Genomic DNA, 25,739 nt, shown 5'->3' with positions numbered 1-25,739 from the left:
AACGTCCCTTTTCTCCCCCGGAAGAGGATCTATGGTGCGTTAACTTAGCGTAAATGTGCCGAAAACCCCCGAAAACCCAGCATGTCCTGCTCATAACGTACGGTAGTTCCGCGAAATGTCCCTACAACCGAAAATACCGCCTGTTAACGCATCTTCGTTCCGCTCACCCGTGCGAAAAGACGATTTATCGCAGATCGAGGCGGGATAGGGTGATCCAAACCGCTGTGACACTTCCGGATTTTCTATGTCCATCCTGTCAAATGCTCGAACCAAACGATGCGTTCTGTAAAGGAGTTAAACATTCGAGCGTTAAATAAAACAAATCCAAAGTTCCGATTACAGGAAGCTTTGGATTTGTTTTTGTTTGTTTTAATTAGTTATCCGTCACTTGTGCGGAAATATTTCCTGTGCCACAGATCCTTTGGAGTTCTCCACCAGATGCGCGTGCTTTTATTTCGCCTGAATGTACCCTTCCGCTTTAAGCAGTTCGGCGATCAGGACTGCACCGCCTGCTGCTCCGCGCAATGTGTTATGCGATAGTCCTACAAATTTATAATCGTAAATGGAATCCTCGCGCAATCTACCTGCCGAAACGCCCATACCGCGCTCAATGTCACGATCAAGTTTCGTCTGTGGTCTGTTCTCTTCTTCAAAATACGTGATGAATTGCTTCGGTGCGCTTGGCAGACCAAGCTCCTGCGGCCGTCCTTTGAATTGCAGCCAGCGATTGAGGATTTCTTCTTTTGATGGCTTGTTCTCGAACGAAACAAATACCGTAGCCAAATGCCCATCCGTTACTGGAACGCGAATACATTGCGTTGTAATTAATGGTGCACTTGCTTTTATAATTTCGTTATTTCGTATACTGCCCCATATGCGCAACGGCTCTTGCTCGCTTTTTTCTTCCTCGCCGCCAATATAAGGGATGACGTTATCTAACATATCAGGCCAATCGGTAAAATTTTTGCCAGCTCCTGAAATCGCTTGATACGTCGATGCAACCACTTGGGTTGGTTTGAAATCCAGCAAGGCATGCAAGGCCGGCACATAGCTTTGAATAGAACAGTTTGGCTTAACAGCAATGAATCCAGTTGAGGTTCCCAACCGCTTTCTCTGCGCAGCGATCACCTCAATATGCCCTGGATTAATTTCCGGGATGACCATCGGGATGTCAGGCGTCCAGCGGTGAGCCGAATTATTGGAAACAACGGGCGTGCCCGTTTTTGCGTAGGCTTCTTCCAACGCTTGCGTTTCGTTCTTTTTCATATCAACCGCACAAAAAATAAAGTCGACCTGGGAGGCAACCTCTTCTACTTTCGAAGCATCCTGAATAACGATATTTTTCACATTTTCAGGAATCGGACTAGACAACTTCCATCTGCTTTGGACAGACTCTTCATAAGTTTTGCCTGCCGAACTGCTGCTAGCTGCAATAGCTGTTACTTGAAACCAGGGATGCTGATCCAGCAATTGAACAAACCGCTGACCAACCATGCCCGTTCCTCCGACAATACCAACTTTCAATTTCTCTGTCATAAGATATTCAAATCCTCTCAAAATGGTATGATTTATCGCATAACTATTCAAACTGTCCAATTTGGTGCCAACAAAAAAAATCCCACCCCCAAGACTTTAGTCAGTCTTAGGGACGAGATTTGTATACTCGCGGTACCACCCCAGATTCGCTAATATGTCGCCATATTAGCCTCCTCAAGTACGGCATTACACAGTAATGCTTATACTCTAGCTCTGTAACAGGAGCTCCTGGCACAACATCCCCTTGTATGAGGTTCCGATGTGCTGCTTCGAGGCTTTTTTCAATAAAGAACCCTTTACTCCTTTTCAGCTAACGGAGCTCTCTGTGAAAGAATTCATGTATTTACTCTTCTCTTCATCGCATTTGAATATTGCAATTATATTATCAAATAACCTTGGTGAGGTAAACATAATTTTTGAAAATTCGAAATCATGACAGGATGCAGCTTATTTGCAAGGGTCATTTATGAATCCATTTCTGTCCATTCGTGGTTCAGTTTTGCATTCAGAACATCCCGGTACGAGATCAACTCCCACTCCTTCTCATCGTTGTAATGCGCCTCCTTATCAAGACGAAAGCTATCTCGTTGGCTCCGGGTTACGACACCGCTGATCTGTCGATTCTCGAATTCGCCATACAATAACAGGTGGACCGTCTTAGCATGCACCTGAGACTGGCTCAGCGCAACGGATATGAGTTGTATCTCCAGTTCATCCAGCACCGGCCGTGACTGCCGTCGCGTTTCTTCCTGCGGTTCCAGAAAGGTAATCTTATGTTGTGTCAGCATCAACTGTGATGACTCCCGCAATCCATCGTCTTCTCGTTTTCCACTCATGCTACAGCCTCCAAATACAAGAACGTTTGTTTGTATATTATACATCAACGCCCTATTGGCTGCGCAAGTAAATTTTTATCAGCAGGAAGACCCATCATTCTAATATTTATGGCCGGTAGGCTGACAACGAGTCCACTTCCGAAAATCAAAATAAACTAGGAGAAGAAGTTCGAATTGTTTGCTCGGGAGTGAATTCATAATGAAAATTGATCTTGGCTGCGGGGCGAATAAACATCCCCACTATTTTGGCATTGATCTTAGACCGATGCCGGGCGTTGATTTGGTTTGTGATATTAATCGCCCACTCCCGCTTCCCGATGACTCGGTTTATTTTGTCATGGCCAGCCGCTCGCTGTGTTATGTGAACGATCTGATGGCTGTCATGGCCGAATTGTACCGGATCTGTACCCATAAGTCGATCGTTTGCATTTTAGCCCCCTATGCACACAGTTTTCCTCATATGTCCAATCCGTTTATCAAACAGAAGTTCGATGAATATACACCGCGTTATGTAACCTCGCATTTTTTTCAACCACCACATGGCCCAATATGCCCGCCTCTATCCGGTTACATGCCCGATCTGCCGGTCCCCATTGATTTTCGTTTATTGCAAATGGAATTTTTTTACCAAAGTCCTTTCCAGCAACCGCTATATGATCCAGATGAGCTGGAGGTGCTAAAAAGCTTGCAGGCCAACGTCGTTAACGAAATAATGTATCATTTTGTTGTTGTCAAGTACGCAATTACAACGGAGGAACTGGAGTGGTTAAGCAAACAAACGTACCCAGAGCCCTTGGCTGTGACAGAGCTTCGAAACAAAAAGGACGATGGAGGTTATTTGGTGTTTTAATCTTTTACTCATATTCCTTTCTATCCTCAGCATAAAATAAAATGACGCTTTGACGCAGGTGGGCACCGTCTACCCAACTTTATTTTTCCATCGGGGGGTGAACTCCATTCCACTCATTGTACGCGCCACATTCAATGCCACCGGAGCCATTACATTTACCGGCAATACGCTTGGTTTAAGCAGATCGGATACGGCAGGGGCTCCAGGAACAATGGATAGTATCGGTGCTTTTACTACGACAAACACCTCGTCGGTTTACGGGACATTTCCGAGCGGAACGACTAGCAACTATTTAAGCAATAGCTCATCTGCAATCTTGGTCCTCCCTGCAGGCAGCTCGGTGCTTTACGCCGAGTTAATCTGGGGAGGCTCTTACAAAAACGGTAATGTAAATTTGGTTTCAGTCATTAACAATCCAGTCACCTTCACAACTCCAGCGGGTACCTTCAGCATCTCACCCGATTCGGCTACAAGCAATCAGGTAGACCTGGGGAATGATGCTCTGGCCTATGTTCGATCAGCTAACGTCACCACTCTCATCCAGCAAGGAGGCGCAGGCACCTATACAACAGGCGGGGTTGCAGGCACCATTGTCATAAATGGCGATTCCACCGCCAATCATGCGGGTTGGACACTTGGCGTAATCTACCAGAATCCCTCACTTCCTTTTCGGAACATGTCACTGCGCGCAGGAGCCGTTCTGGTTCAAGCAACGTCAGATCCCGTTAACACCACTTTAACCGGGTTTGCTACGCCAGTCTCTGGCGCATTAGGAGGGCGTGCGCTTTTTAGCGCGCAAGAAGGCGATGCGAATCGAACCGGGGATCAGGCACTCTTTGGCCCAAACTCATCTTCCCTATCCGCCTTGTCCGGACTCAACAATTTTGCCAACAATTTTTTTGCTTCTCAAATCAATAATGATGCAGGTCAATTGAATACGACAGGAACTTTCGGTACCCGTAACCAGACGAACGGGGCGCCAGGTTCGAATATTAGCGGCGGACGTCAAGGCTGGGATATTACGAACGTTGATGTGTCCGCCAGGCTAGTTAACAATCAATCGAGCGCTGTACTGAGTTTAACGACTTCCGGCGACGCCTATGTGGTAAATGGCAACGCCATTCAAGTAGATATCAACGCCCCGAAAATCGGCGTTGTTAAAAGCGCGAATGTGTCTGGAGCTATTGTCGGAGACACAGTGACCTATACCGTCACGGTCAGCAATACCGGCACCGCGAATGCGGCGAGCATTGTCCTTTCGGATGCTTTGCCAAGCGGGTCTTCCTTCGTCAAGGGGAGTGTTACCGTTGCCGGCGTGGCCAAATCGACTTACGATATTACAGCTGGCGCTCCTTTGGGGTCGCTCAACTTGAACAGCTCTATTACCGCTACATATAAGGCTTTGATTAGCTCCCTGCCTAGTCCGCAGCAGATCGATAATACAGCGAATGCTGCATTTACTTTCCAGAGCGTTGCCGGAGGATCCATCATTTCCGGGGTTATTCCCTCTAATACCGTTTCGACGATCATCTACTCGCCTAAGCTGACAATAACGAAATCCGCCAGTACGCCGAATGCGTCTGTCGGCAGTCAGGTGCAGTATACGCTGCAAATCGTCAATAGCGGAAATATAGGGGCTGTTACGACGATTACAGATAATATCCCTGCGGGAAGTTCCTTTGTCACAGGAAGTTTTAGAGTCAATGGGACCGTAATCAGTGGCGCGAACCCCGCGGCTGGCGTAAACATTGGTACTGTGGCGGCTGGAGCGACGACGACCGTCACTTTTCAAGTGCAGGTCAACTCCCTTCCATCACCGCCTCAATTTGTGAATCAAGCAACAGCTGTGTACACCTTTCAACCGCCTGATGGGCGAACGGTGAGCGGAACGGCCGCTTCGAATACCGTTACAATCCCCGTAACCCTTCCGAATGTTACGGTTAACAAAATCGTAAACTCGTCGGAAGCGGTCGTTGGGGACTTGTTAACCTATACATCGGTGATCGCGAATAATGGTGTAGAGGGCGTTTCGAACGTAATCTTTACAGATCCGATTCCTATTGGTTCTACTTTTGTATCGGGCAGTGTCGTCGTTGCGGGTTCCTCCCGCCCCACAGCTTCACCGACTAGCGGTATTAGTGTCGGCACAATCCCGTCCGGGGGAAGTTTGACTGTGACTTTTCAAGTTACGGTGACCTCCCTTCCCAGTCCTGCCCAGCTTACTAATCAATCGTCTGTTTCATTCAGTTCAGGCACATTTTCAGGACTTACATTGTCCAATCAAACGACGACAGCCGTCTATCAACCGCAAATCTTGATCCGAAAAATGGCGAACATGACGAATTCGACTGTCGGCGATACGATTCTTTATAGCATAGTCGTTCAAAATACAGGGAACCTCACAGCCCAAGTTACAGTTACCGATCCAATCCCTGCCGGTAGCGAGTTTGTACCGAACAGTGTGACAATCAATGGAGTTACACTGCCAGGTTCCTCACCTCTCATCGGTATTTCCCTTGGAGGAGTTACTCCGGGCAGCAGCGTGACTGTCACATTCCAAATCGTGATCCATTCGCTGCCTTCTCCCGCATTTCTCGTTAACCAAGCGAGTGGGAGTTACACATATCAATTGCCAAGCGACAGGACGCTGTCAGGCTCAAGCAGCTCAAATACAGTCACGATAACCGTCTCTGCGCCTAATGTGACCCTTACAAAAACAGTGAATCACACAGCTGCAGCCGTGAACGAAGTGCTAACCTATACATTAGTTGCAACGAATAACGGGTTTGAAGCCGTCAATCAAGTTGTCGTCTCGGACACGATTCCGGCAGGCTCTGTATTTGTAACCGGCAGTGTGACGGTTAACGGTGTTGCTGCGCCCAATGCGAATCCGCTAAGCGGAATCCTGGTCGGTACGCTAAATCCGCTAGCCTCCGTAATCATCGGCTTTCAACTTCGTGTAACCAGCTTACCCGAACCTGCAGCATTAAGTAATCGGGCCAGCGTCAGCTTCACTTCCGGTTCCTTTCAAGGATCCTCCGTCTCCGACACTGTAGTTACGCCAATTTACCAGGCTATTATCGGTTTAAAGAAAAGCAGCAGCTCAGCAAATGCAACTGTGGGCGATACCCTTACCTACTTTATTCGCGTTGAAAATTCGGGCAATACAGCAGCAACCGTCAACGTAACCGACACGATTCCGGCAGGTGCCGCATTTGTCAGTAACAGCATCATCGTAGGCGCGACGCCGACGCCTGGCCTCAATCCTGTCACTGGGATCCCAATCGGCACATTACACCCAGGTGACGTCGTTACTGTGAGTTTCCTGATTACCGTCCAAACGCTTCCGCCTAACCAAAAGCTGTTGAATCAAGCGGGCAGCACCTTCAGTTTTGTCTTGCCGGACGGCAGGCAGGCAGGCGGTACCTCAAGCTCCAATAGCGTTACAGTGTCCGTCTCAGAACCGAATGTTTCCATTGCCCTAAGCGCTGCACCCTCGCTTGTCGTAACTGGCGATACCTTAACCTACACCTCCGTTGTTACGAATCAAGGGATTTCAAGCGTGAATAATGTTGTTCTGAGTGACTCTTTGCAGAACAACACCTCCTTTATTACCGGCAGTGTGCTTGTAGCCGGTATTTCCCGGCCGACTGCCAGTCCGTCCGCCGGCATTCCAATCGGAACCATAGCCTCCGGAGCTTCGGTTACCGTAACATTCGAGGTGAAGATCACTATGCCGAATCCGACTCAGGTTACGAATCAATCCGCGGTCAGTTTTACGTCGGGAACTTTCTCTGGTTCGTCTTTATCCAATATCACGACCACTCCGGTCACCCAGCCGCAAATCAATTTACAAAAAAGCGCTAGCATTCAAAACGCCACAGTCGGGGACTCGATCATTTATTCCATCATTGTCAACAATACTGGAAATTTGGATGCCACGGTTACTCTCACCGATACGATTCCGGCCGGTACTATCTTTTCCCAGAACAGCGTCAATGTTAATTCGGTTCCCCAACCCGGCATCTCGCCGACTCTTGGCATTTCTCTTGGGACCGTCTCGCCCGGTTCGCAAATACTCGTCACTTTCGAGGTTGTCGTAAATACCTTGCCGTCTCCGCAGCAATTGACGAATCAAGCTTTCGCGGACTACACGTTCACGCCGCCAGACGGCCGCACACTGGATGGTTCGGCATCATCCAATACAGTCACCATTCCGGTCTCTTCCCCCAATGTAACCCTGACCAAAAGTTCAATTGCCATCGCAGCAGCGCTCGGTGATACAATTGCGTATGCGGTCAATGTGACAAATAATGGTATCGAGGCCATCAATCATGTTTTATTTTCTGATCCGATCCCACAGGGAGCCACATTTGTGACGGGTAGTGTGAAGATCAACGGTGTTTCTTCACCGGCTTTGAATCCTGCCACCGGTTTTGCACTCGGCACGATTGCTCCATCAGCATCTGTTTTAGTGGAATTCAGCATACAAGTGGCGGCCATTCCGCCTTCGGGGCAAATAAGCAATCAGGCTAACGCCAATTTTACATCAGGCGCATTTTCGGGGCTTGCATTTTCAAATACGTTTTCTACCCCAGTCGACCAACCAGTTATCTCAATAACAAAATCCGCCAATACGAACAATGCAACCGTTGGCGACTCGGTCGCCTACACACTGATTATCAGTAATACGGGTACATTTGCTGCTTCCGTCACCGTTACCGATACAATCCCAGCAGGAAGTTCATTTGTACCGAATAGTGTATTGGTGAACGGCTTCCCATCCGCTACCAGCAACCCGACGACGGGAATCGCCATTGGCAGCCTTGCACCTGGCGCGTCGGCAACCGTACTGTTTACAGTCATTATCGATAGCTTGCCAACGCCTCAACAAATTAGCAACCAAGGGTTTGCCGCCTATTCCTTCACATTGCCCGACGGGCGAACCTTAACTGGGGCGGTCGCGTCGAATATCGTTTCATTTCCGGTATCCGCACCCAACGTCTCTGCTGCAAAAAGCACGCCGACCACGGCCTCCTATGTCGGCGATACGATAACCTATACGACAGCTATTACGAATAGCGGTATCGAATCGGTGAATAATGTAGTTTTCTCAGATCCCATTTCTACCAATTCTATCCTTGTCCCCGGTTCCGTAACAGTTGACGGTCTTGTAAGACCGAATGTAAACCCATCTCAAGGCATCACGATCGGTTCTATTGGACCAGGCGCAACCGTCTTGGTAGCGTTCAGTATTCAAGTCTCGGCACTGCCGTCTTCCGGAACCTTGAGCAACCAATCTTTCGTCAGCTTCACTTCCGGCACTTTTTCCGGCGCATCCTTCTCCAACACAATTGTCACTCCTGTCTATCAACCAATTCTTTCCGCGCAAAAATCAGCCAATACCGCCAATGCAACCGTTGGGGATACGGTCGTTTATACAGTCACCTTTACAAATACGGGCAATTATGGCGCCGCTGTCGTCTTGACGGATGTGATCTCTTCAGCGACGTCATTTGTTCCGAACAGCGTCATTATCGACGGGGCGCCCGCACCTGGTGCGGATCCTTCAGCCGGAATTCCTGTAGGAGACGTCACATCTACCACTACCGTCATGTTTTCCGTACTCCTCAATTCACTGCCGCCAGGGCAACAGCTAACCAATCAAGGTTCATCTGCGTATGCATTCACGCTCCCGGACGGCAGAATGTTTAATGGTTCCATCGCGACGAATATACTTACAATCCCGACGTCCTCACCGGAAGTCTCCGCAGCAAAATCAACGACAGTCACGGACGCTGTCGTAGGAGATGTTATTCCATATCGCATCGATATTACGAATAACGGCATTGAGAACGTAAATAACGTCGTGCTTACTGATATCGTACCTTCAGAAACCTCCTTCGTTACAGGAAGTGTTGTTGTTGGCGGGGCTGCACGTCCAGCAGCTAATCCCGCAACAGGTGTGCAGATTGGCACGATCGCGCCTGGCGCTACGGTGGCTGTTATTTTCAACGTAACTGTGAACACTCTGCCTGTATCCGGTCAAGTGAGCAACCGTTCATCCGTGAGCTTCACTTCAGGTGCGTTTTCCGGGTCGACCTTCTCGAATACGCTCGTTATACCTGTGTATCAACCAATTGTCATATTGGTAAAAAGTGCAGATACCAACAATGCTACGGTGGGAGATAATATTGTCTACATGCTTGACGTTCAAAATAACGGAAATCTGGATGCTAACGTCACCATCATCGACACCATCCCGAGCGGTGCGGCGTTTGTACCGAACAGCGTCATCATCGATGGCGTCCCTCAACCAGGTGCTAATCCATCTACAGGTATTGCGGTTGGGAATGTTCCCGCGAACGGCAGTGTGGCAGTGATGATTACCTTGGAAGTAACCTTAAATTCGCTTCCTTCTCCACAACAACTACGCAACCAGGCAACAGCCAATTACACATATAGCCCACCAGACGGACGACAATTGACCGGTTCTGTCAACTCGAATATCGTCACGATCCCTGTTTCTGCTCCAAATGTGATGGTGGTCAAAAGTGCACTGGCCGTTGATGCTGTTGTGGGCGATTTAATTCCGTATAATATTGTCGTTACAAATAGGGGGATCGAAACAGTACATAACGTCATTTTTATTGACGCCATTCCAGACGGAACCAATTTCGTTACAGGAAGCGTTACGGTTAATGGTGCAGCCAGACCAACGGCAAATCCGAACTCAGGCATCTCTATCGGCAGTATTGCCGCCGGAGCATCCGTCACGGTTATTTTCAATGTAATGGTGGTTCCACTATGAGGAAGAAATCTCAAACCCCGGTAACGCCGATCTTAAAGAATCAATCCCTTGTTGAATTTCATTTCGGTCTCGATCAACACATCTCCTATTCCAACAGCGTCATTACGCCGATAATCGGACCCATTGTCCGTTTAGAGAAATATGCAAACGAACAGCAAGTATCGCTTGGCAGCACGATCACATATGAACTTACTGTATCCAACACAGGGAACAGACCCGCGAACATCATCATTTATGATCCGATTCCTCAAGGTCTTTCTTTTCTTGCCAACAGTGTGCTAATTGACGGTATCCCCTTTCCCGGAGCCAACCCGGCTGCCGGGATTCCGCTAGGCGAGGTTGGTATCATGTCCGATGTACGTGCTGCTTTTCAATGCATTGTTATCACATTACCTAGTAATTTGATGATTACGAATCAAGCCAGTGCCCTTGTTTCCTTTAATGCCGAAGGGCGCACTGTGACCTCCGACATCGCATCCAATCCGATAACAACAACTGTCATCGGTTATCAAATTGACACCGCTCTGGAAGTGAATACGCAGGAGTCGTTTGTGGGTGACATCCTTGCTTATTCCGTATTTGTAGTAAATGATGGCAGTGTAACGATTCAGCAATTACTTGTTGAACTCCCGATTCCAGGCCATACCACGTTTATCCCCGGTAGTGTGACTATCGGGGATGTTTACACCCCGACGTCAACGCCCGAACGAGCGGTTCCGTTAGGTTCACTGAACCCCGGCATGAAAGCGTCGGTCAATTATCGTGTGCAAGTTACCAGCAATCCCTCTTCATCTGTGTTAACCAACCAATCATTCATCATCTATTCGATAGGAGATGAAGTGAAGAAACTAGCAACGAATACAGTTCAAGTCTTCGTATTTCAACCGCAACTCTCCTTGCGTCTTTCGGCAAAGCAGGATCGCGCCGTTACAGACGGTACCATTCAGTACGAACTCCTAGTCCTTAATCAAGGCAATTTGGGCGTTGAGGGCACTCTTTTGGATTTCCTCCCCGCAGGAACGCTCCTGGTTATGGATAGCATAAACTGGAACGGCAATTTCATAAGCGGCACTCCACCCGCTCAAAGTATTTACCTAGGCGCCATTACCGCTCAATCGAACAACCAATTGACCTACCAAATCGCAATCCCTTTATTTACAGACATTCAGGATTCAATAATCAATCAGATGTATGTGCAATATACGTTCCGACTTCCGGATGGACGGCTTGTACGACAGACGGTTTATTCGAATACAGTCTCTACACCGATTTACGTTCCTGCCCTCCAAATTCGTTGCACCGCTGAACCGATCATCACTGAACCCGGCGACCCTATCCGCTTTACTGTCTGGGTAATCAATAGCGGGAACTGCCCGCTGCGGGTTCGTCTGGAAGGACTTCTGCCGCCGGGTGTGACTTATGAGATGAACAGTTTACGTTGGATGGACTCCCCGATTGAAGTGTCCAAAAAATTAGACGGTTCACTTTCGCTCGGCACAATCAATCCGGATAACCTAATCAATTTCTATTATATCGTTCTGGTGAACTCGGACATTGCCGCCAAACAGATTTTATACGCGTTGACAGCCGTATATGAATTTAATGTGGATCAACAAACCTACACAAGGGAAATACGCTCCAATACGTGCATGATCAGGATTGAGGATCAATTCGAATAAAGGATACATCCAGTGCTTCTTCCCGACTCTATTCGATTTTATTCAGTGGCACTGAAAACTGCGCTTCAGTTATCCAACGCTGACGGTGAAAGTCCCGACCTTTAATCGCCACCTTGTCCTTATAGACCTCTACATACAACCCCTCGCTCTCGTCCGGTCCCGTCAGCATTTCGCCTCCGTGTCCGTCGTCTGTCAAGGGCTGCTCAACAGAAGACGAATTGACCATCGTGAACTTATCCCGCACAAGCGTATCCGGCAGCTTCAGCTCCCAATGGGTGTGGCCGGAGAAGAAGATCACCTGCGGATATGCCGACAATATCTTTCGCAGTTCCTCATGCTGGACAACAGCTCTGTTATTCGTGCAACAAAAATGCGTCCCTGCCACTGTATACGGCAAAGGTTGGTGCAAAAACACAAAGATCGGCTTCTTGGCGTCAGCTCCCTTCTTTAATGTCGCATTCAACCAATTGAGCTGATCTTGGGAGAGAGAGGCATCCTCAAGGTTCGCTTCATCAGATTGTCGGTACTGCTCCGACCCCAGGAAAATAAAGTGGTACCCTTTGATCATCCGATCATAGTAAATATGCTGTTCTCCAGTTAGCTGCAGGAAGCGGTCTATCGACGCCTGCTCCGTCTCTTTGTTCGGGAATGTATCGGGTTTCCACTGCGCGTTCGCATTGAACCAAGCTTTATAGAACTCATGATTCCCTATCGTATACTCAACATCCATCGGATGCGGATTTGTCTTCATCAATTCAGCCAATTTGTCATAATCCCTTGACATCCCATTCGTCAAATCCCCGTTAATGACTAGGGTATCGGACTCTGGATTCAACTGGTTTAAATCATGGAGTGCGGCAGCGAACTTGTGGTGAGACGCCTCATCCCAAGACTGCACGTGAATGTCACTGATAACGGGGAACGCCAGCTGAGGCTGATCTTCCTCTGTTTCCTTTTCCAAGTCCTGCTCCTTATGCGCTGTGACCGTTTCGTAGGCCAGAAGCTGATGAACCCTCTGAGCGACATCAGCATGTTCGAAATACTTGCTTCCCTTTTCAGGATCTCTGTGTTCCAAGGCTGGCGCAGCAGACGCCGGGTAGACGGTAACCGTGAGTAAAGCCAGCGATAATCCCAAAGACAGTAACCTAGTGTTCAACCTTATCACACTCCACTTCTAACAATTATGATATCCTTCATGAATTACCATAACTATTGTTTGTAAGGAGGGTGTTTAGCAGAACTAAAGCTTATATGAACACGACGGCTCTCTCCACATTCTCTTCACACAAGCTGAATTGAGCCGACCGCAATAAACTATTTTTGTTTCAGATCCAAATGCAAAAAAAGCGCACGCCCCATCACGAGTGTGCGCTTTTTCTAAATTTTTAACTGAATAGTTTTCGAGATATACCAACGAAAAGATCCGGTACGATAGCACGCATTTTTATGGTGAAAGGACCGAAAATTTTCGTTTCTACTACAGGGAACCGCAGCCTTTCGAACGTCAGCGTCACCCTGCTGTTTGTACTCTGTTCAAGCTGGTTAATCATCATGCCGAAGTCATTCTGAATTCTGTCTATAATTTGTTTGTTGAGCGTAGGCATCATATTGTGTATGCCTTGACGAAATTGCTTTGCTATTTCGTCCTTGCTTACAAACAGTCCGACGATAAAATCAGGTCCGGGCAGATCGATATCGATATTATCAACCTTTTCGCTGATAAAACTATTCAGATCTGGTCCTGTAAACGGACTTAGAAATAGGTCGGCTTTGAGTGTTGCTCCTCGGTCTTGACCCGTGATGCCGATAAACCCGTCGTTAATAAAAGCGGACAGATGATCCAGATGCATTTGTTGCCGGATGTCAGCAGTCATTTCGTTAATCTGTGCCTGCGAGAAGCTTTGCTGCGTCGTTCCCTCCGTTCGAATAACGTAAATATCCTGCACTTTGGCATTAATTTGACTGAATAGGAAGGTTTGTGACCGAAACACAGGCGCAAAGATGGGAACGTTCAATGGCGGGATCACTTTCATGATCGTATGCGTTGCTAATAAGTAGGCCTTGATTGTTTTTGGGAATCCATCCGGTACAAAGATTGTAAATGCGCCGTTTGCATCGGTTTTCGTTTGGAAGGAAAATCCCGGTATAAAACTGTTTGTAAAACCCGCAGGAAAGTCGGTCCCCAGAAATATCTGAGCCTCAGCCATAGGTTTAAAAGATGCCGGATTCGGATGCGCGGGATTCGCCGAGTAGCTGGAGATAAATAGTGGTATATTCGTGATTTCATGCAACTTTCCATTCACATTCATTCATGTATGCCTCCCTCATTTGGTTGGTTCGATCCTTATCGTAATCGAATTCAATGGGGAGAAATATACTTGAAATACTGATGATTGACAGCTATTGAACTCTACGCCCTTGGTCTCATCTGGTCTTATCGTTTAATTTTGCGACTTTTCGGCAAACGAATGGTGAAAGTCACACCTGTCTGTTCGCTTACAACTTCAATACTTCCGCCATGCTTTTGCAAAATTAGATAACAATAAGTCAAACCTAACCCGAAATTATTCTCCGGATGTTTAGTGGTAAAGAACGGCTCGAATAGCTGGGTGGCAGTTTCTTTATCCATTCCCTTCCCATTGTTGGTGAACTCAATCAAGATATCCTTTTTGCTCTCGTGAATTCTAATCCCAAGCATTCCGTTTGCTGAGTCCACGGCATCGATCGCATTGCGAATCAAGTTAGCGAACACTTCCTGCATATGAAGCTTATCGCACAGCAAAGGGTAAGATGGAGAATGATCGTAAACAACGGAAACCCCTTTTGCGTCAAGCAAATAGCGATTGGATTGAATCGCCTGATCCACAATAACGGACAAGTCGGCGAGGCCTTCTACAATCTCTATATCTTCGATATGCCTCTTGATCCGATTTACCATGTACATCATTTGCCTCGTTTCCGACTGGATATGTGCAATGTCTGTCTCTGCTTGTTCATGGAGTTGGGATAAGATGTTTTCCTTCATTCGGCCCGCCAGCATATCAATGTTGATGATGTGATTTTTAATCGCATGATTAAGCATCGCTGCTCCCGATACAAACCCCTTTATCGTCTGATCGTGTAATTGCTTTTCAAATTTAATTTTCACGCCAAGCGCTCCGAATCGGATCGCAGATACAATAAAAATAACAAAAGCCATCCCTACGAACATACTGATGTACCGATACCCCTCAAATGTTTGGATCGCTCTTTCCAAATGGTTTATCACGACAATAACGAGGACAGGTGGAACGACAAAGAAGATCGTAATAAGACGGTTTCTTTTTCTTACCCAAATGGTTTCTCTCCTATAAGAAAAAATAACCAAAAAACATCCAATGAGGTAATAGGGAACCGCCCAGAAAAACAAAATGAGGAAATCTAACTGAATACCATTCTTCATAGGAGTAATAAGAAGTGTTAGGATAATCGGCAACACAAGTGCACAAGCGAGCGCATTTTTGACTTGTCGTGTTGCCGGTACCGCATATACAATCGAGAACATAAGGAATCCGTAAGGGGTGCACGCTTGGAGGAAGAAGAAAAAAAGGCTGTGCCAAACAGGTTCAACAATTACATCGGAAAGGCTGCCCAAACCGGCGAAAACCAAAAATAATACCATCCACTTCGTCGCTTCCTGTTTACGTCCGTAAAAATAAAGCAGAACAGCGAGTAAAAGATCAATAATGGCTGAATAGATCATTGTTTTCCCACCCTAACGATATCAGGCAACCCCTTCTATTTCTATGATGCTTCCTCTTCCTAAAATTTCACCATCAGAGCGGTCATATACATCAACAAAATTCCTGCTGCTAATCCTCCGAAATTAAGCCAAGAAACAGGTGACAACCCTTTCTTTTCAGATTCTTTAAGAATCATTTTCGAAATGACATAAATAACCTGTAAAATAGCGCCGGCACCAATTCCAAAAAATAACGCCGCTAAAGTGTCATTAAAAATAAAACCTCCAACCCAGGTGCCCAGAATTGCTGGACCGCCTGCTATTGCCGCTAAAGAAACAAATGTTTTCCAATTGGGGCGATCCTTTAGTAGCGGTGCAGCAATTCCAACGCCTTCTGTGATATTGTGCAGTGTAAATCCGATGATGAGAAAAGTTCCTAAAGCCGCCTCTCCAACTGCGAATGCCGAACCAATCGCTAGTCCCTCGCCAAAATTATGAAGGCCAATGCCCGTTGCTATTTTGTTTGAAATTCTTCTGCCATCTAATGTCAATCGATTCAGCTTTCGTTCATTCGTCTGGTCAACAGCAATTAGAAATAAGCAGCTGAGCAGTGCTCCAAACCAAACCAATCCAGTCCCTTGAAAAGCGCCAGGGGCTTCAGATGCCATTTCAAAACCTTCTTCAAATGTATCAATCACAAGGAAAAACAAGAGCCCCACAGTCAATGCAAGAATAGCATGCATCCCTTTTGTTGAGAATCTTCGCAAAAAAGGATACCACATGAGCCCCAAACCAATCGGAATAATCCCCACATAAAAACCAATTACAGCATACTGCCAAAACAGTTTACCGCTAGCTTCGAGCGTTTCCGTCGCTGCTGCAACCTCACCTGAGAAAATTAATCCCTTAGTTGTAATCAGCTTGATCACATGAGGATCGCCTTGCACCCACGGATAAGGAATGTCAACAGTCACTTGGTCGAATCTTTTTAACGTGTCACTTGGTGAAAATTCCGCATTCCAAAAAGCGTCATCTACCACCACTTGAGCAATTGTAACTTCTTCCGGACCTGAGTTCAGTACTTTCAAATGAATTCCGTTATCATTTAAAGTTATTTTCTGAACATTGAGGACTTCAATCGGTGCGGCTGGTTCCGTTTCCACGCCAGTACCGACTCTGGCAATTATTGTTATGATAACTGCTAACAGCACAAGAGGAAGTATTCCCCACAAAATGGCACGAAGCCTATTTGTTGAAGTTTTTGATTCGATGTTTAGATTTTCATTTACACTCATGTTCATTAGCCTCCTTTCTTATTCCGCTATAAAGAACCCCATCCAACCCAACTCGGCAAACTCACTTTGATGGGCATGGAACATGTAACGTCCTGGTGATGGAAAAACAATCTCTATGATTCCTCTTTCGCCTTGGCACTGCATGATGGTATCTGTAAAGCTAGGACGTGCATCTGGATCTGCGCCTGTCGCATAATACTTAAAAAAGTTGGCATGAAGATGAAAAGAATTGATTAAATCAAATTCCGTTAAATTACTCAAATATATGCGGACAAGCTCGCCTGTCTTCACCCGGATAGGTGCTTGTTGATAAGCAAAGGCATAGCCATTCACCGTGTATATCTCGTTCTCTCCATCCAGGTCCAGATCGAAACCATTCATGACCATGCTGAATTCTTTTGCCGTTGCTCTTGGTTTCTGGGGATCAATAATGAAATTACCGTAAAGCCCTTTATGAATATGTCTGGCCAGGGGCGCAACATGACAATGATAGACATGCATGCCCGCCGGCTTAGCTTCGAACTCATAAGTAAAGGTATTCCCTGATGAAATAGCTTCAAGTCCATCCATATTGGTTGGATGCATGCCATGAAAATGAATGGAGTGAGGATGACTCGTAGCGTTGCCGAACTTAACGCGAATGACGTCCCCTTCTGTACATCGAATCGTCGGGCCTGGAATCGTTCCGTTATACGTCCAACCAGGAAACTTGATTCCTTTTGCAATCTCAACTTCAGTTTCACCAGCTGTTATTTCATATTCTCGCAATGTTCTTCCGTCAGGCAATTTGCTTACTTTCCCATAATCAAATGCAGTTAAAGCATGTTGAGCCGCCTTAAATCCCTCCGTTGCTTCAGTAGCCGGCACATACCCATGTTTCATTCCCTCATGCAACTGATCTTTCATGCTTGAATGAATGGCATGTTTATCCATTGCAGAGGCACTCTTTCCGAAAATGGAGGAAGGTTGAAGCAATGCACTTCCAATAACAGCAAATGCTCCTGCTGCTCCCATTTTTAAAACATTTCTTCTAGATACCTTCTCACCCTTTTTTCGAATCATCTTTCTTTACCTCCCAAAAAATTGCTTGTACACAATACTTTTGCTTAAAGGAAACATTTTGAACAAAAGTATAGTTTCCTTATGGACAAAATGTTTGCCTAAGGAAACTTAATAAGTTAAATATATGCCTAATTCTACTATTTGTAAACAAGAATTTTTTGAAATAAAGTTGGTGGGGAACTAGTAAGATTCCGGGTACATTTCGCCTTGGCAAGTTTCGCAAAAAACCGAGAAGATACTGCCGGATTGCCTATTCCCCATGCACAGCAATATCCACGGAACCACGATACCTTATTCCACGGCAACGTCCCTTTTCTACCCCTGAAGCGGAACTAGGATGCGCTAAATGAGCGAAAACGTGCCTGAAACCCAGCATTTCCTGCTCATAACGCACGGTAGTTCCGCGAAATATCCCTACAACCAAAATACCGCCTCTTAACGCACCTACGTTCCGCTCACCCGTTCAGAAAAGACAAGCTATCGCAGTTCGAGGCGACATTTCAACTCCAAACCGCTATGGCACTTCCGCTTCTGCATCCATCCTGTCAAATGCTCGCTCCTCTGGGCTTATCGAACTCGAAATCAGCAAACTCAGTATATGTACCGATAACATTTATTCTGATCTGCATGGGCAACGGTTCGTGTCCTTACGGCAGCCATCTATCGGCCGCCTTGTTCTTGCCAATCGGTATATGATCAATGCCAAGGCAGCCTTAGACTGCGCCAGAGCATTTTGTTATCACCCGAATGGCTCCTGTACTCCCTGCGAGCGGTTGATCGACATCAGCTGCTAAGTGGAAGGTGAAATTCTTACCGTTAAATGGATTGTTCAGATCAGCGCGCATACGCCATGAAATGGCGACTTTGAGCAGCTCCATTTGATAGTATCCTGGCTCATCGGTGACCCCAATTATGTTGCTGTCGTAAAATTCAAAAAAAAGACGCACAATATGTACGTCTTCGCTTTCTTTTCCGAGCCTAAATTGTTACCTTGATCGTCCGAATCTCATAAGGTTTTACGAACAACTCTAGTGTGTCTCCTTGGACGATGTCCCCTGTTGCTCGCTCCATGAGATCACATTCCTGCCAACATTTCACCTCAAATCCGCTTGTCAGTTTTATTGTATGACGTAAACCTGTATATTCATGAAGTCTGATGATCAATGCATGGCTGTCCTCAGCTTTTTTAATCGAATCCACAATGACATAATCCGATGAAAGCTGGAACATTGAACGCATGTCTATTAAATTATGACCGGCTGAATAATGCAGAGGATTGTTGAGCGACCACGCTTCTTTAACGGTTTCTCCAACCACCCAGTCGCCTTGATGTGGCAACAGCGAATACGTAAATTGATGTATCCCTTTATCGGCAAGAGGATCCGGATATATGGCCGATTTGATTAAGGACAGGCGGATTGTATGGTCTTTGATGTCATGCCCGTACTTGCAATCATTCAAGAGGCTAACACCGTAGCCGCGCTCGGACAAGTCAACCCATTGATGTCCTACGCTTTCGAATCGCGCATAATCCCAGCTTGTGTTCCAATGTGTTGGCCGTTTAACATTGCCAAACTGAATATCGTAGGTAGCTTCCGTCGAACGTACGGACACTGGGAACGCGACTTTTAGCAATTGCTGACGTTCTTGCCAATCAACGACTGTTGAAAAATCAATACGGCGGCTATTTGCATAGACGATCATCTCCTGCTTTATGACGGAATCCATATAAGTCCACTCAAAAATAACTACCGCCCGCAAGAGTCCGTTTACACTTACATGTGCGGATTGCAATGCAGTGATCTCACGTTGTTTCTCCTGATAAAAGATATCAATATCCCAAGCATCAAAGTCCTTCGGCTTATCTTCGAACACTTGAAATACATTGCCATTTTCGCCATCAGCCAGAACTTGTCGCCCGTTTATGCGGTCCCAAATGCTAGTCAGCTGTCCTGATTCATTCCATTGAATGTCATAGAAAGGCGTTGATATGCCACGGCCGTTGGCGTCCATTAAAAAAACTGACTCCTCCTTATCGGAACTAGCCGCTATTCCCTCACGGAAAAATACAGTCGCATAACCAAGAGAAGGGACATTGGGCACTTGGACTAGCCATTTATCATGCTCAAGCTGCGAACTTAAAACTTCCCCTGCGGCATCGACCCAATGAACTTGACTGCCTAAAGCCTCTATCGGTATTGTTACGATCTCAGATCTGACAAAAGATGAGCTGTTCCAAACCGTAATCGCCTTCACGTTCGCATCGCCTGCGGTGATAAGACCTGCCGCCGCTGCCTGGACAGCTTCGCGTCCAATTCGCTCTGCTTCCGCATACTCGATCCGAGAGTCCTCATATACTTCCGGAATTGAAGAACCTGGAATAATATCGTGGAACTGATTGCGCAGTACAATTTTCCAGCCTTCATAAAGTGCTTGCCCGGGATATCGGCTCCAATCAGCTTCCGTAACAGCGTACATAACTTGCAACCATTCCGCCTCACGGTACAGCAGCTCCAACTTTCTGTTCATCCGTTTGTTGTAAGCCTGGCTGGTGTATGTTCCCCGATGAAACTCGAGGTATAGCTCACCGTCCCAAGTATGAACATAGTTGTCTGTTTCTTTTACAGTCTCATGCAGCCTCTCGAAGTACTCATCAACGCGGCCTGTTACGACTTGCGGCAGTCCAGGCATTTTGTCCAGCCTTCGTCTCATTTCGAGCATATCCCGATTGACGCCACCACCACCATCTCCATACCCATAACACAGCAAAAGTTCTTGATTCACCCCTTTATCCCGGTATGAATCCCAAATGCCTTTAACGGAGAACGGTTCAACAACGCCATTATAAGTGTAAAACCACGCGGTCGAACCGGGCACATCCGGTGTAGTCACAAAATGTGTCAGCACTTCAGTACCGTCTATTCCCCTCCACTGGAACGTATCATGCGGCATCCGATTATACTGATTCCAGCTGATTTTAGTTGTCATGAACGTATGAATGCCCGACTTTTTCAGGATTTGGGGGAGAGCCCAGCTATAGCCGAACACATCGGGAAGCCACAAATAGGTACATTCCACACCAAATTCATTACGAAGGAACCTCGTACCGTAAAGCAACTGTCTAACCAGCGATTCGCCGCTCGTCAAATTACAGTCTGCTTCAAGCCACATCGAACCGTCTGCTTCCCAGCGTCCTTCCTTGATTCGTTCCTTCATTTGCTCATAAATGTCCGGATAGTCCGTTTTGATGTACTCATAGAGTTGCGGCTGTGTTTGCAGAAATACATACTCAGGATACCTCTCCATCAAGCGCAGCACCGTGGAAAATGACCGCGCCGACTTCTCCCTTGTATGCGTCAATCGCCACAACCAAGCTACATCAATATGCGTGTGACCAATGCAGCGTACCGTAACCGCATGCCGCTTTTCCCACGAAGCCACTTCTTTCGTCAAATCATCTTGCGCTTCTCTCACGGACTGATAAAAATCCTCCGAGCCAGGCCGGGACCAATCCAGTTTCAACAATGCACGATCAATTGCTCGCAGCAGTTCCTGATGCTCCGGCTGATTCTCGCTCAGCAATTTCGCCGTTTCAAGCACAGCTCTGCCGGTGTAATATAAATCGTCTGCCGCCTCATCAAGACATGCAATCTCAGCTTTTCGCAGCTCGTGTACCTGATCCTGATGAACGCCTCCGCCTTCCAGCCCGGACCAAAGGCGGAACAGCAGCTCAACTTGAGATCCGATAAACTCCGAAGGTAAAAATACCTCCTTATGATTAGCGTCAACCCCCTGAAAAGGCTTCCCATTTACAAAAAGCAAGGACTCGAACCCCGAGATGTTCCCGGCCCCCGTCTTGCCGAAGTCAAATAAACCGATCGGTGTCCGCCCCTCCCATTCAGACGGGATTGTTATGACTTGTTTCAGCCATAAATAACGGTCTCGGCCTTGCCATCGGTCTCCCAGTCTTAGGATGCTCCACTCATTGGAAATGGGTCCGCGCACACCGTTTTCCTTCTGTTCATCGATTTGACAAGCAAACTCTTTGATCGGCTGACTGTTGCGATAACGGAATGGTTCCAACTCCTGTATCCGTTTTGACAGTTTTTCAAGTGTCCAAAACATGCGCACCTCTCCTTAATAACACGTGTTATATTATACTAAAAAAATACCCGGTGAACGCTGCACGTGATTAACTGCTCTCACCAGGCTTAAGCTCCGCTTTAACCCAAAGCTTTGTGGGGGCGGACTGCACTGATTCCTGTTTTATTTGCTCATTTAGAGCATGTACGGCCATTTCACCCATGTGAACATATGGGATCTCCATCACAGACAACATAGGGACCATCGATTGATTATTTCGCAAGGTGTTATCCGCACTCATGATAAGTACATCTACGCCTATGCGGAGCTTAAGCTCATGGGCCTTACGATAAATTGTCGTCACACCTATTGACCAGTTGATTAAAATCGCAGGTACCACAGACGGATCATCAGAAGTTAACTCTTTCAGCAATTGCAACACGCCTTCTTCTTCTTCACCCATTGTTAGAAATCGAACCACTGGTGGAATGCCGCTCTGCCGGCACCATGCCAAATATGCTTCACGACGGTCTCGTTCTGCCCAGTTCTCAGTCTCTTCCGGATGCTTGAAAATCACATAAACCGGTTTCAGGCACGTACTCTTGTTCATATAGTTCAACGCTTGCTGCACACTTTGCCCATAATCGACGAGAATGGAAACCACTTCACACTGTTCCGCATATCCTTCGATGGAGACGAATGGAATCTTTGCGTTTTCCCGTTCTTTCATCCATTCCCCATCTGCATAATTAACGGAATCGAGCGAAATGATGCCGTCAATTCTGCGCTGAAAATACAAATCGGCTAGCTTACTCAGATTCTTGCCCGGATCCCCACTTAGCAGAATATGGAACCCATATTCCGCACAGGCACGCTGTATACCCTCGAGCACTTGTAGAAACAGCGGATTTCGCGTGTCGCCAAAAGCCGCTATACAGAAGCTCTTTCCCGTCTTCATCCCGCTTGCTCGGGCATCAACATGGTAATTCAGTTCACGAATTGCTTGCAATACAGCTTCCCGCTTCTCCCTGCTGACTCCAATGCCGGGCGTGTCGTTAAGTACAGCGGAAACAACACTGCGCGACACGCCTGCCCGCTTTGCAACGTCGAAGCTTGTTACTCTTTTTGTTGGCAATTTATAGCACCTCGAACACATCATAACACGTGTTATGATGGTTTGTAAATATAAATGAATGTATTCAAACACATGCGAACTTGACCGGCTAAACAAATGGTTTGATTGAGGAAATTGTACATAATGAAAAGGTCCAATAAGAGATAAATAATCATGATAGGGTGAGATATAGTTGTATATTGAGGCCATCGTTCGCATCGCACCATTCATCGATTTTACTCGCATGAATTGCATCTCAGTCTAGCATGGGGGTCAATATTCCAATTGCACTGGTCGCACCTCGCATCCGTGTGCCTAGCAAGCAAGATAAATTTCACTTTTTTTATGAACTTTGATTCTTAACTATCAAGAGTTTGTTATAATGTCAAAAACAGCCATTTAAATACACTAGAAGAGGAATGATTACAAAAATGACAGCAAGATTGAAGAGGAAGACCACATTGGCATTGTGGCTAAGTTGTTTACTGGTTTTAGGCATGTTAGCTATAAGTACAAGTAGTGCGTCTGCAGAAACTTCTTTGATTAAAGATCCGAATTTGGAGAAAGTCGTTCGCAACTCAATCGGGAAGCGGAGCGGGGTTATCACTGAGGAAGATATGTTGAAGCTGAAAAGTATTTTTGCCTTCAAAGATGAAGGAATTACTAGCCTGATAGGGCTTGAATACGCAAAAAACTTGCAGAAGCTTATCGTATCCAAACAGGAAATTTCTAGCTTGGAACCAATTGCTGGGCTTGAGAAGTTAACCTTCATAGATGCATCTAATACAAAAATTATGGATCTCACGCCTCTGAAGCAAGTAGATAAGCTGCAGCATTTGGCAATCGGAAATACGCATGTAGCGGATCTGAGCCCATTATCCAAGCTCGAGAACTTAACTGAATTATTTGCGGCCTCTACCGACATTTCTGATCTGAGCCCGTTGTCCAAATTACAGTTAACCTGGATCGAAGTTTCTGACAGCAAATTGACGGATATAAGTCCTCTTGGAATGATGAATAGTAGCTTGCGCCATATATTTATTAGCAGGAATCACATTCAGGATTTGGCTCCGATCATGAACAATTCCAAAGTCGAACACGTGTATACAGAAGGCAATCCACTTAATCGTAAGAGTGTAGCCTATATGAAGACGCTTAGCGTTCAAGGAATTGATGTCAAATATGATGATGTGGTTATTCCTCAAATCACTGTACAGATCGATGGAAAACCGTTGCAATTTCAGGATCAAGATCCGCAAAACTGGAATGGCAGCACATTTGTGCCAATGCGAGGGATCTTTGAAGCGTTAGGTGCGAAGATTGAATGGAATCAAGCCGATCGATCGGTTAGAGGTACAAAAAATAATTCTTCTGTGTGGCTGCAAATCGGTTCAACCGACGCATTGGTTAACGGCAAAGTGGTTGTTTTGGAAGTCGAGCCGCGTATCGTCAATAACACAACCATGGTGCCGGTGCGCCTCATCAGCGAGGCACTTGGAGCAACAGTAACGTGGGATGCCGAGCAGCAAATCGTTCAAATTCAAACAGTGAGTCAAGGTAACGCGAGGCAAGGGAATCCGGTAGCGCCTCAGCCAGCGTCATATGACTATCGATCGCAACCCCGGGCGGCATGGGCTTATCAGCCCAAGGTAGATTCCTCTAAAGTGTCGTCAAAAGGTAATACCAGCTTTTATCCGGCAGTTGTGCAGGGGGATACTGTGTATTACGCCGATTTAACGGCCGTTTATGCCATTAATGAAGCGAATGGTAATCTGATTTGGTCCTATCCAGTAGAACATATAAATGGTCTTACATTGGACGGCGGCATTCTATACTTCAGCGATACTAAGCAGCATTACGCGCTGGATACGAAAACAGGAAGCGAGATTTGGACAGCCAAAGGGTATTTGAGCAGCGGTCCGTTCTTCATTAATGGAACAACCGCGTACTTCTCCGAAGGGGGAAATGTGGTTGCTCTCGATGCGTTAACGGGAGAGCGTTTATGGGCGTATACGGGTGAGAGCAGCCTTACAGGCAATGCGATTGTTGCTTACAAAGACAGTGTGATTATCGGGGAATCTAAGGGCAGAATCCAAGTGCTTAATGCCAAATCTGGTAAAGAAGAATGGCATTTGGACTTCCCTCCTTATTTAAACTATGGCAACACATTTCCTTCATCTCCAAATCAGCTGTTGCTTAGCGGAAAAACGCTTGTTGTTGGAACACAAGACAATTTTGTGAATGCAATCGATATGGAAACTCATTCAATCCGATGGAAAAAGGAGCTTACGTCCACCTCTTCATCGCTTCTTGTTCAAAACAACGCGGTAGTTGCAGTAAGCGGTATTTTTGAACTTGTTTTTACGGAGTGGGATTTGGAAACGGGACAAGAACGGATGAAAAAACAGTTCGATGAGTATTTGGATGGTGGTTGGAATCGATTGAGTGTAACGGATGGCATGCTGATTTTACCAGTAAGAACCCTACATAACGATAACTTCCTGCTGGGGGTCGACCGACGTACTGGCGATCAGAAGTGGCTCCAGAGAACGACAAGCTTCGGTAACGCCCCTGCACTGACAAACGGTAGTATCTACATGTCGGATAATATGGGCAATTTGTCCAAATGGTCGGGAAAATAATAAATGTTTACTAGTACAGCGACAGTCTAAGACTCTATTTTCGAGTCCTAGTCTGCCGCTGTTTCAGGATAATTCAATTCATAAATCCCTTAACATTTTTCTACGATTAG

Annotated in this window: 14 protein-coding genes and 1 other annotated feature; of the genes, 4 read left to right on the top strand and 10 right to left on the bottom strand. The window is 46.4% G+C overall.

What is annotated here, in order from left to right; translation table 11 throughout:
- Nucleotides 1-450 precede the first annotated feature (450 nt).
- A complete protein-coding gene (gene asd / locus ABRS97_RS21455; RefSeq protein ID WP_367817376.1) occupies nucleotides 451-1,536 on the bottom strand; it encodes an aspartate-semialdehyde dehydrogenase in 1,086 nt (361 codons plus the stop codon).
- A 105-nt stretch (nucleotides 1,537-1,641) separates the two neighbouring features.
- Nucleotides 1,642-1,904, bottom strand: a binding site (T-box leader).
- A 96-nt stretch (nucleotides 1,905-2,000) separates the two neighbouring features.
- Nucleotides 2,001-2,372 carry a YolD-like family protein gene (locus tag ABRS97_RS21450; protein ID WP_367817374.1) on the bottom strand — a complete coding sequence of 124 codons (372 nt, stop codon included), beginning with the start codon at nucleotides 2,370-2,372 and terminating at the stop codon, nucleotides 2,001-2,003.
- A gap of 199 nt (nucleotides 2,373-2,571) precedes the next feature.
- Here ABRS97_RS21450 and ABRS97_RS21445 point away from each other — a divergent pair, with 199 nt between their 5' ends.
- The 3 genes from ABRS97_RS21445 (at nucleotide 2,572) to ABRS97_RS21435 (ending at nucleotide 11,712) form a co-directional block, all read left to right on the top strand.
- A complete protein-coding gene (locus tag ABRS97_RS21445; RefSeq protein WP_367817372.1) occupies nucleotides 2,572-3,222 on the top strand; it encodes a class I SAM-dependent methyltransferase in 651 nt (216 codons plus the stop codon).
- 97 nt (nucleotides 3,223-3,319) lie between these two features.
- A complete protein-coding gene (locus tag ABRS97_RS21440; protein WP_367817371.1) occupies nucleotides 3,320-10,033 on the top strand; it encodes a DUF7507 domain-containing protein in 6,714 nt (2,237 codons plus the stop codon).
- Nucleotides 10,030-11,712, top strand: a complete 1,683-nt coding sequence (locus ABRS97_RS21435; RefSeq protein ID WP_367817369.1) for a hypothetical protein — start codon at nucleotides 10,030-10,032, stop codon at nucleotides 11,710-11,712. The genes ABRS97_RS21440 and ABRS97_RS21435 overlap by 4 nt, the downstream gene beginning before the upstream one ends.
- Before the next feature lie 28 nt (nucleotides 11,713-11,740).
- Here ABRS97_RS21435 and ABRS97_RS21430 read toward each other — a convergent pair whose 3' ends face one another.
- The 8 genes from ABRS97_RS21430 to ABRS97_RS21395 form a co-directional block, all read right to left on the bottom strand.
- Nucleotides 11,741-12,868 carry a metallophosphoesterase family protein gene (locus ABRS97_RS21430; protein WP_367817367.1) on the bottom strand — a complete coding sequence of 376 codons (1,128 nt, stop codon included), beginning with the start codon at nucleotides 12,866-12,868 and terminating at the stop codon, nucleotides 11,741-11,743.
- Between the two features lie 229 nt (nucleotides 12,869-13,097).
- The gene (locus ABRS97_RS21425; protein WP_367817366.1) at nucleotides 13,098-14,021 is read right to left on the bottom strand and encodes a hypothetical protein; all 924 of its coding nucleotides are present in this window, start codon (nucleotides 14,019-14,021) and stop codon (nucleotides 13,098-13,100) included.
- Nucleotides 14,022-14,146: 125 nt separating this feature from the next.
- Nucleotides 14,147-15,454: a sensor histidine kinase gene (locus ABRS97_RS21420; protein ID WP_367817364.1), complete on the bottom strand. Its 1,308-nt coding sequence runs from the start codon at nucleotides 15,452-15,454 to the stop codon at nucleotides 14,147-14,149.
- 59 nt (nucleotides 15,455-15,513) lie between these two features.
- Complete coding sequence (locus ABRS97_RS21415) at nucleotides 15,514-16,728, bottom strand: ZIP family metal transporter (protein WP_367817362.1); 1,215 nt, start codon at nucleotides 16,726-16,728, stop codon at nucleotides 15,514-15,516.
- An 18-nt stretch (nucleotides 16,729-16,746) separates the two neighbouring features.
- Complete coding sequence (locus tag ABRS97_RS21410; RefSeq protein ID WP_367817361.1) at nucleotides 16,747-17,790, bottom strand: multicopper oxidase domain-containing protein; 1,044 nt, start codon at nucleotides 17,788-17,790, stop codon at nucleotides 16,747-16,749.
- Nucleotides 17,791-18,503: 713 nt separating this feature from the next.
- The gene (locus ABRS97_RS21405) at nucleotides 18,504-18,668 is read right to left on the bottom strand and encodes a hypothetical protein (protein WP_367817359.1); all 165 of its coding nucleotides are present in this window, start codon (nucleotides 18,666-18,668) and stop codon (nucleotides 18,504-18,506) included.
- 100 nt (nucleotides 18,669-18,768) lie between these two features.
- Nucleotides 18,769-21,915, bottom strand: a complete 3,147-nt coding sequence (locus tag ABRS97_RS21400; RefSeq protein WP_367817357.1) for an alpha-mannosidase — start codon at nucleotides 21,913-21,915, stop codon at nucleotides 18,769-18,771.
- 67 nt (nucleotides 21,916-21,982) lie between these two features.
- On the bottom strand, nucleotides 21,983-23,008 hold the full coding sequence (locus tag ABRS97_RS21395; protein ID WP_367817355.1) for a LacI family DNA-binding transcriptional regulator: 1,026 nt from the start codon (nucleotides 23,006-23,008) through the stop codon (nucleotides 21,983-21,985).
- A 440-nt stretch (nucleotides 23,009-23,448) separates the two neighbouring features.
- Here ABRS97_RS21395 and ABRS97_RS21390 point away from each other — a divergent pair, with 440 nt between their 5' ends.
- On the top strand, nucleotides 23,449-25,629 hold the full coding sequence (locus ABRS97_RS21390) for a stalk domain-containing protein (protein WP_367817354.1): 2,181 nt from the start codon (nucleotides 23,449-23,451) through the stop codon (nucleotides 25,627-25,629).
- Nucleotides 25,630-25,739 lie beyond the last annotated feature (110 nt).

The organism is Paenibacillus tabacirhizosphaerae (genome assembly GCF_040812395.1).
Taxonomy (GTDB): Bacteria; Bacillota; Bacilli; order Paenibacillales; family NBRC-103111; genus Paenibacillus_E.
Note: the sequence above shows the minus strand (reverse complement) of the source record. Positions and strands in the feature narration are given on the sequence as shown.

Bases quoted from the DNA above. Each gene is read 5' to 3' on its own strand.
- ABRS97_RS21415 (WP_367817362.1), bottom strand. From the start codon at position 16,728: ATGAGTGTAAATGAAAATCTAAACATCGAATCAAAAACTTCAACAAAT.
- ABRS97_RS21435 (WP_367817369.1), top strand. From the start codon at position 10,030: ATGAGGAAGAAATCTCAAACCCCGGTAACGCCGATCTTAAAGAATCAA.
- ABRS97_RS21400 (WP_367817357.1), bottom strand. From the start codon at position 21,915: ATGTTTTGGACACTTGAAAAACTGTCAAAACGGATACAGGAGTTGGAA.
- ABRS97_RS21420 (WP_367817364.1), bottom strand. From the start codon at position 15,454: ATGATCTATTCAGCCATTATTGATCTTTTACTCGCTGTTCTGCTTTAT.
- ABRS97_RS21405 (WP_367817359.1), bottom strand. From the start codon at position 18,668: ATGGAGCTGCTCAAAGTCGCCATTTCATGGCGTATGCGCGCTGATCTG.
- asd (WP_367817376.1), bottom strand. From the start codon at position 1,536: ATGACAGAGAAATTGAAAGTTGGTATTGTCGGAGGAACGGGCATGGTT.
- ABRS97_RS21425 (WP_367817366.1), bottom strand. From the start codon at position 14,021: ATGAATGTGAATGGAAAGTTGCATGAAATCACGAATATACCACTATTT.
- ABRS97_RS21450 (WP_367817374.1), bottom strand. From the start codon at position 2,372: ATGAGTGGAAAACGAGAAGACGATGGATTGCGGGAGTCATCACAGTTG.
- ABRS97_RS21445 (WP_367817372.1), top strand. From the start codon at position 2,572: ATGAAAATTGATCTTGGCTGCGGGGCGAATAAACATCCCCACTATTTT.
- ABRS97_RS21410 (WP_367817361.1), bottom strand. From the start codon at position 17,790: ATGATTCGAAAAAAGGGTGAGAAGGTATCTAGAAGAAATGTTTTAAAA.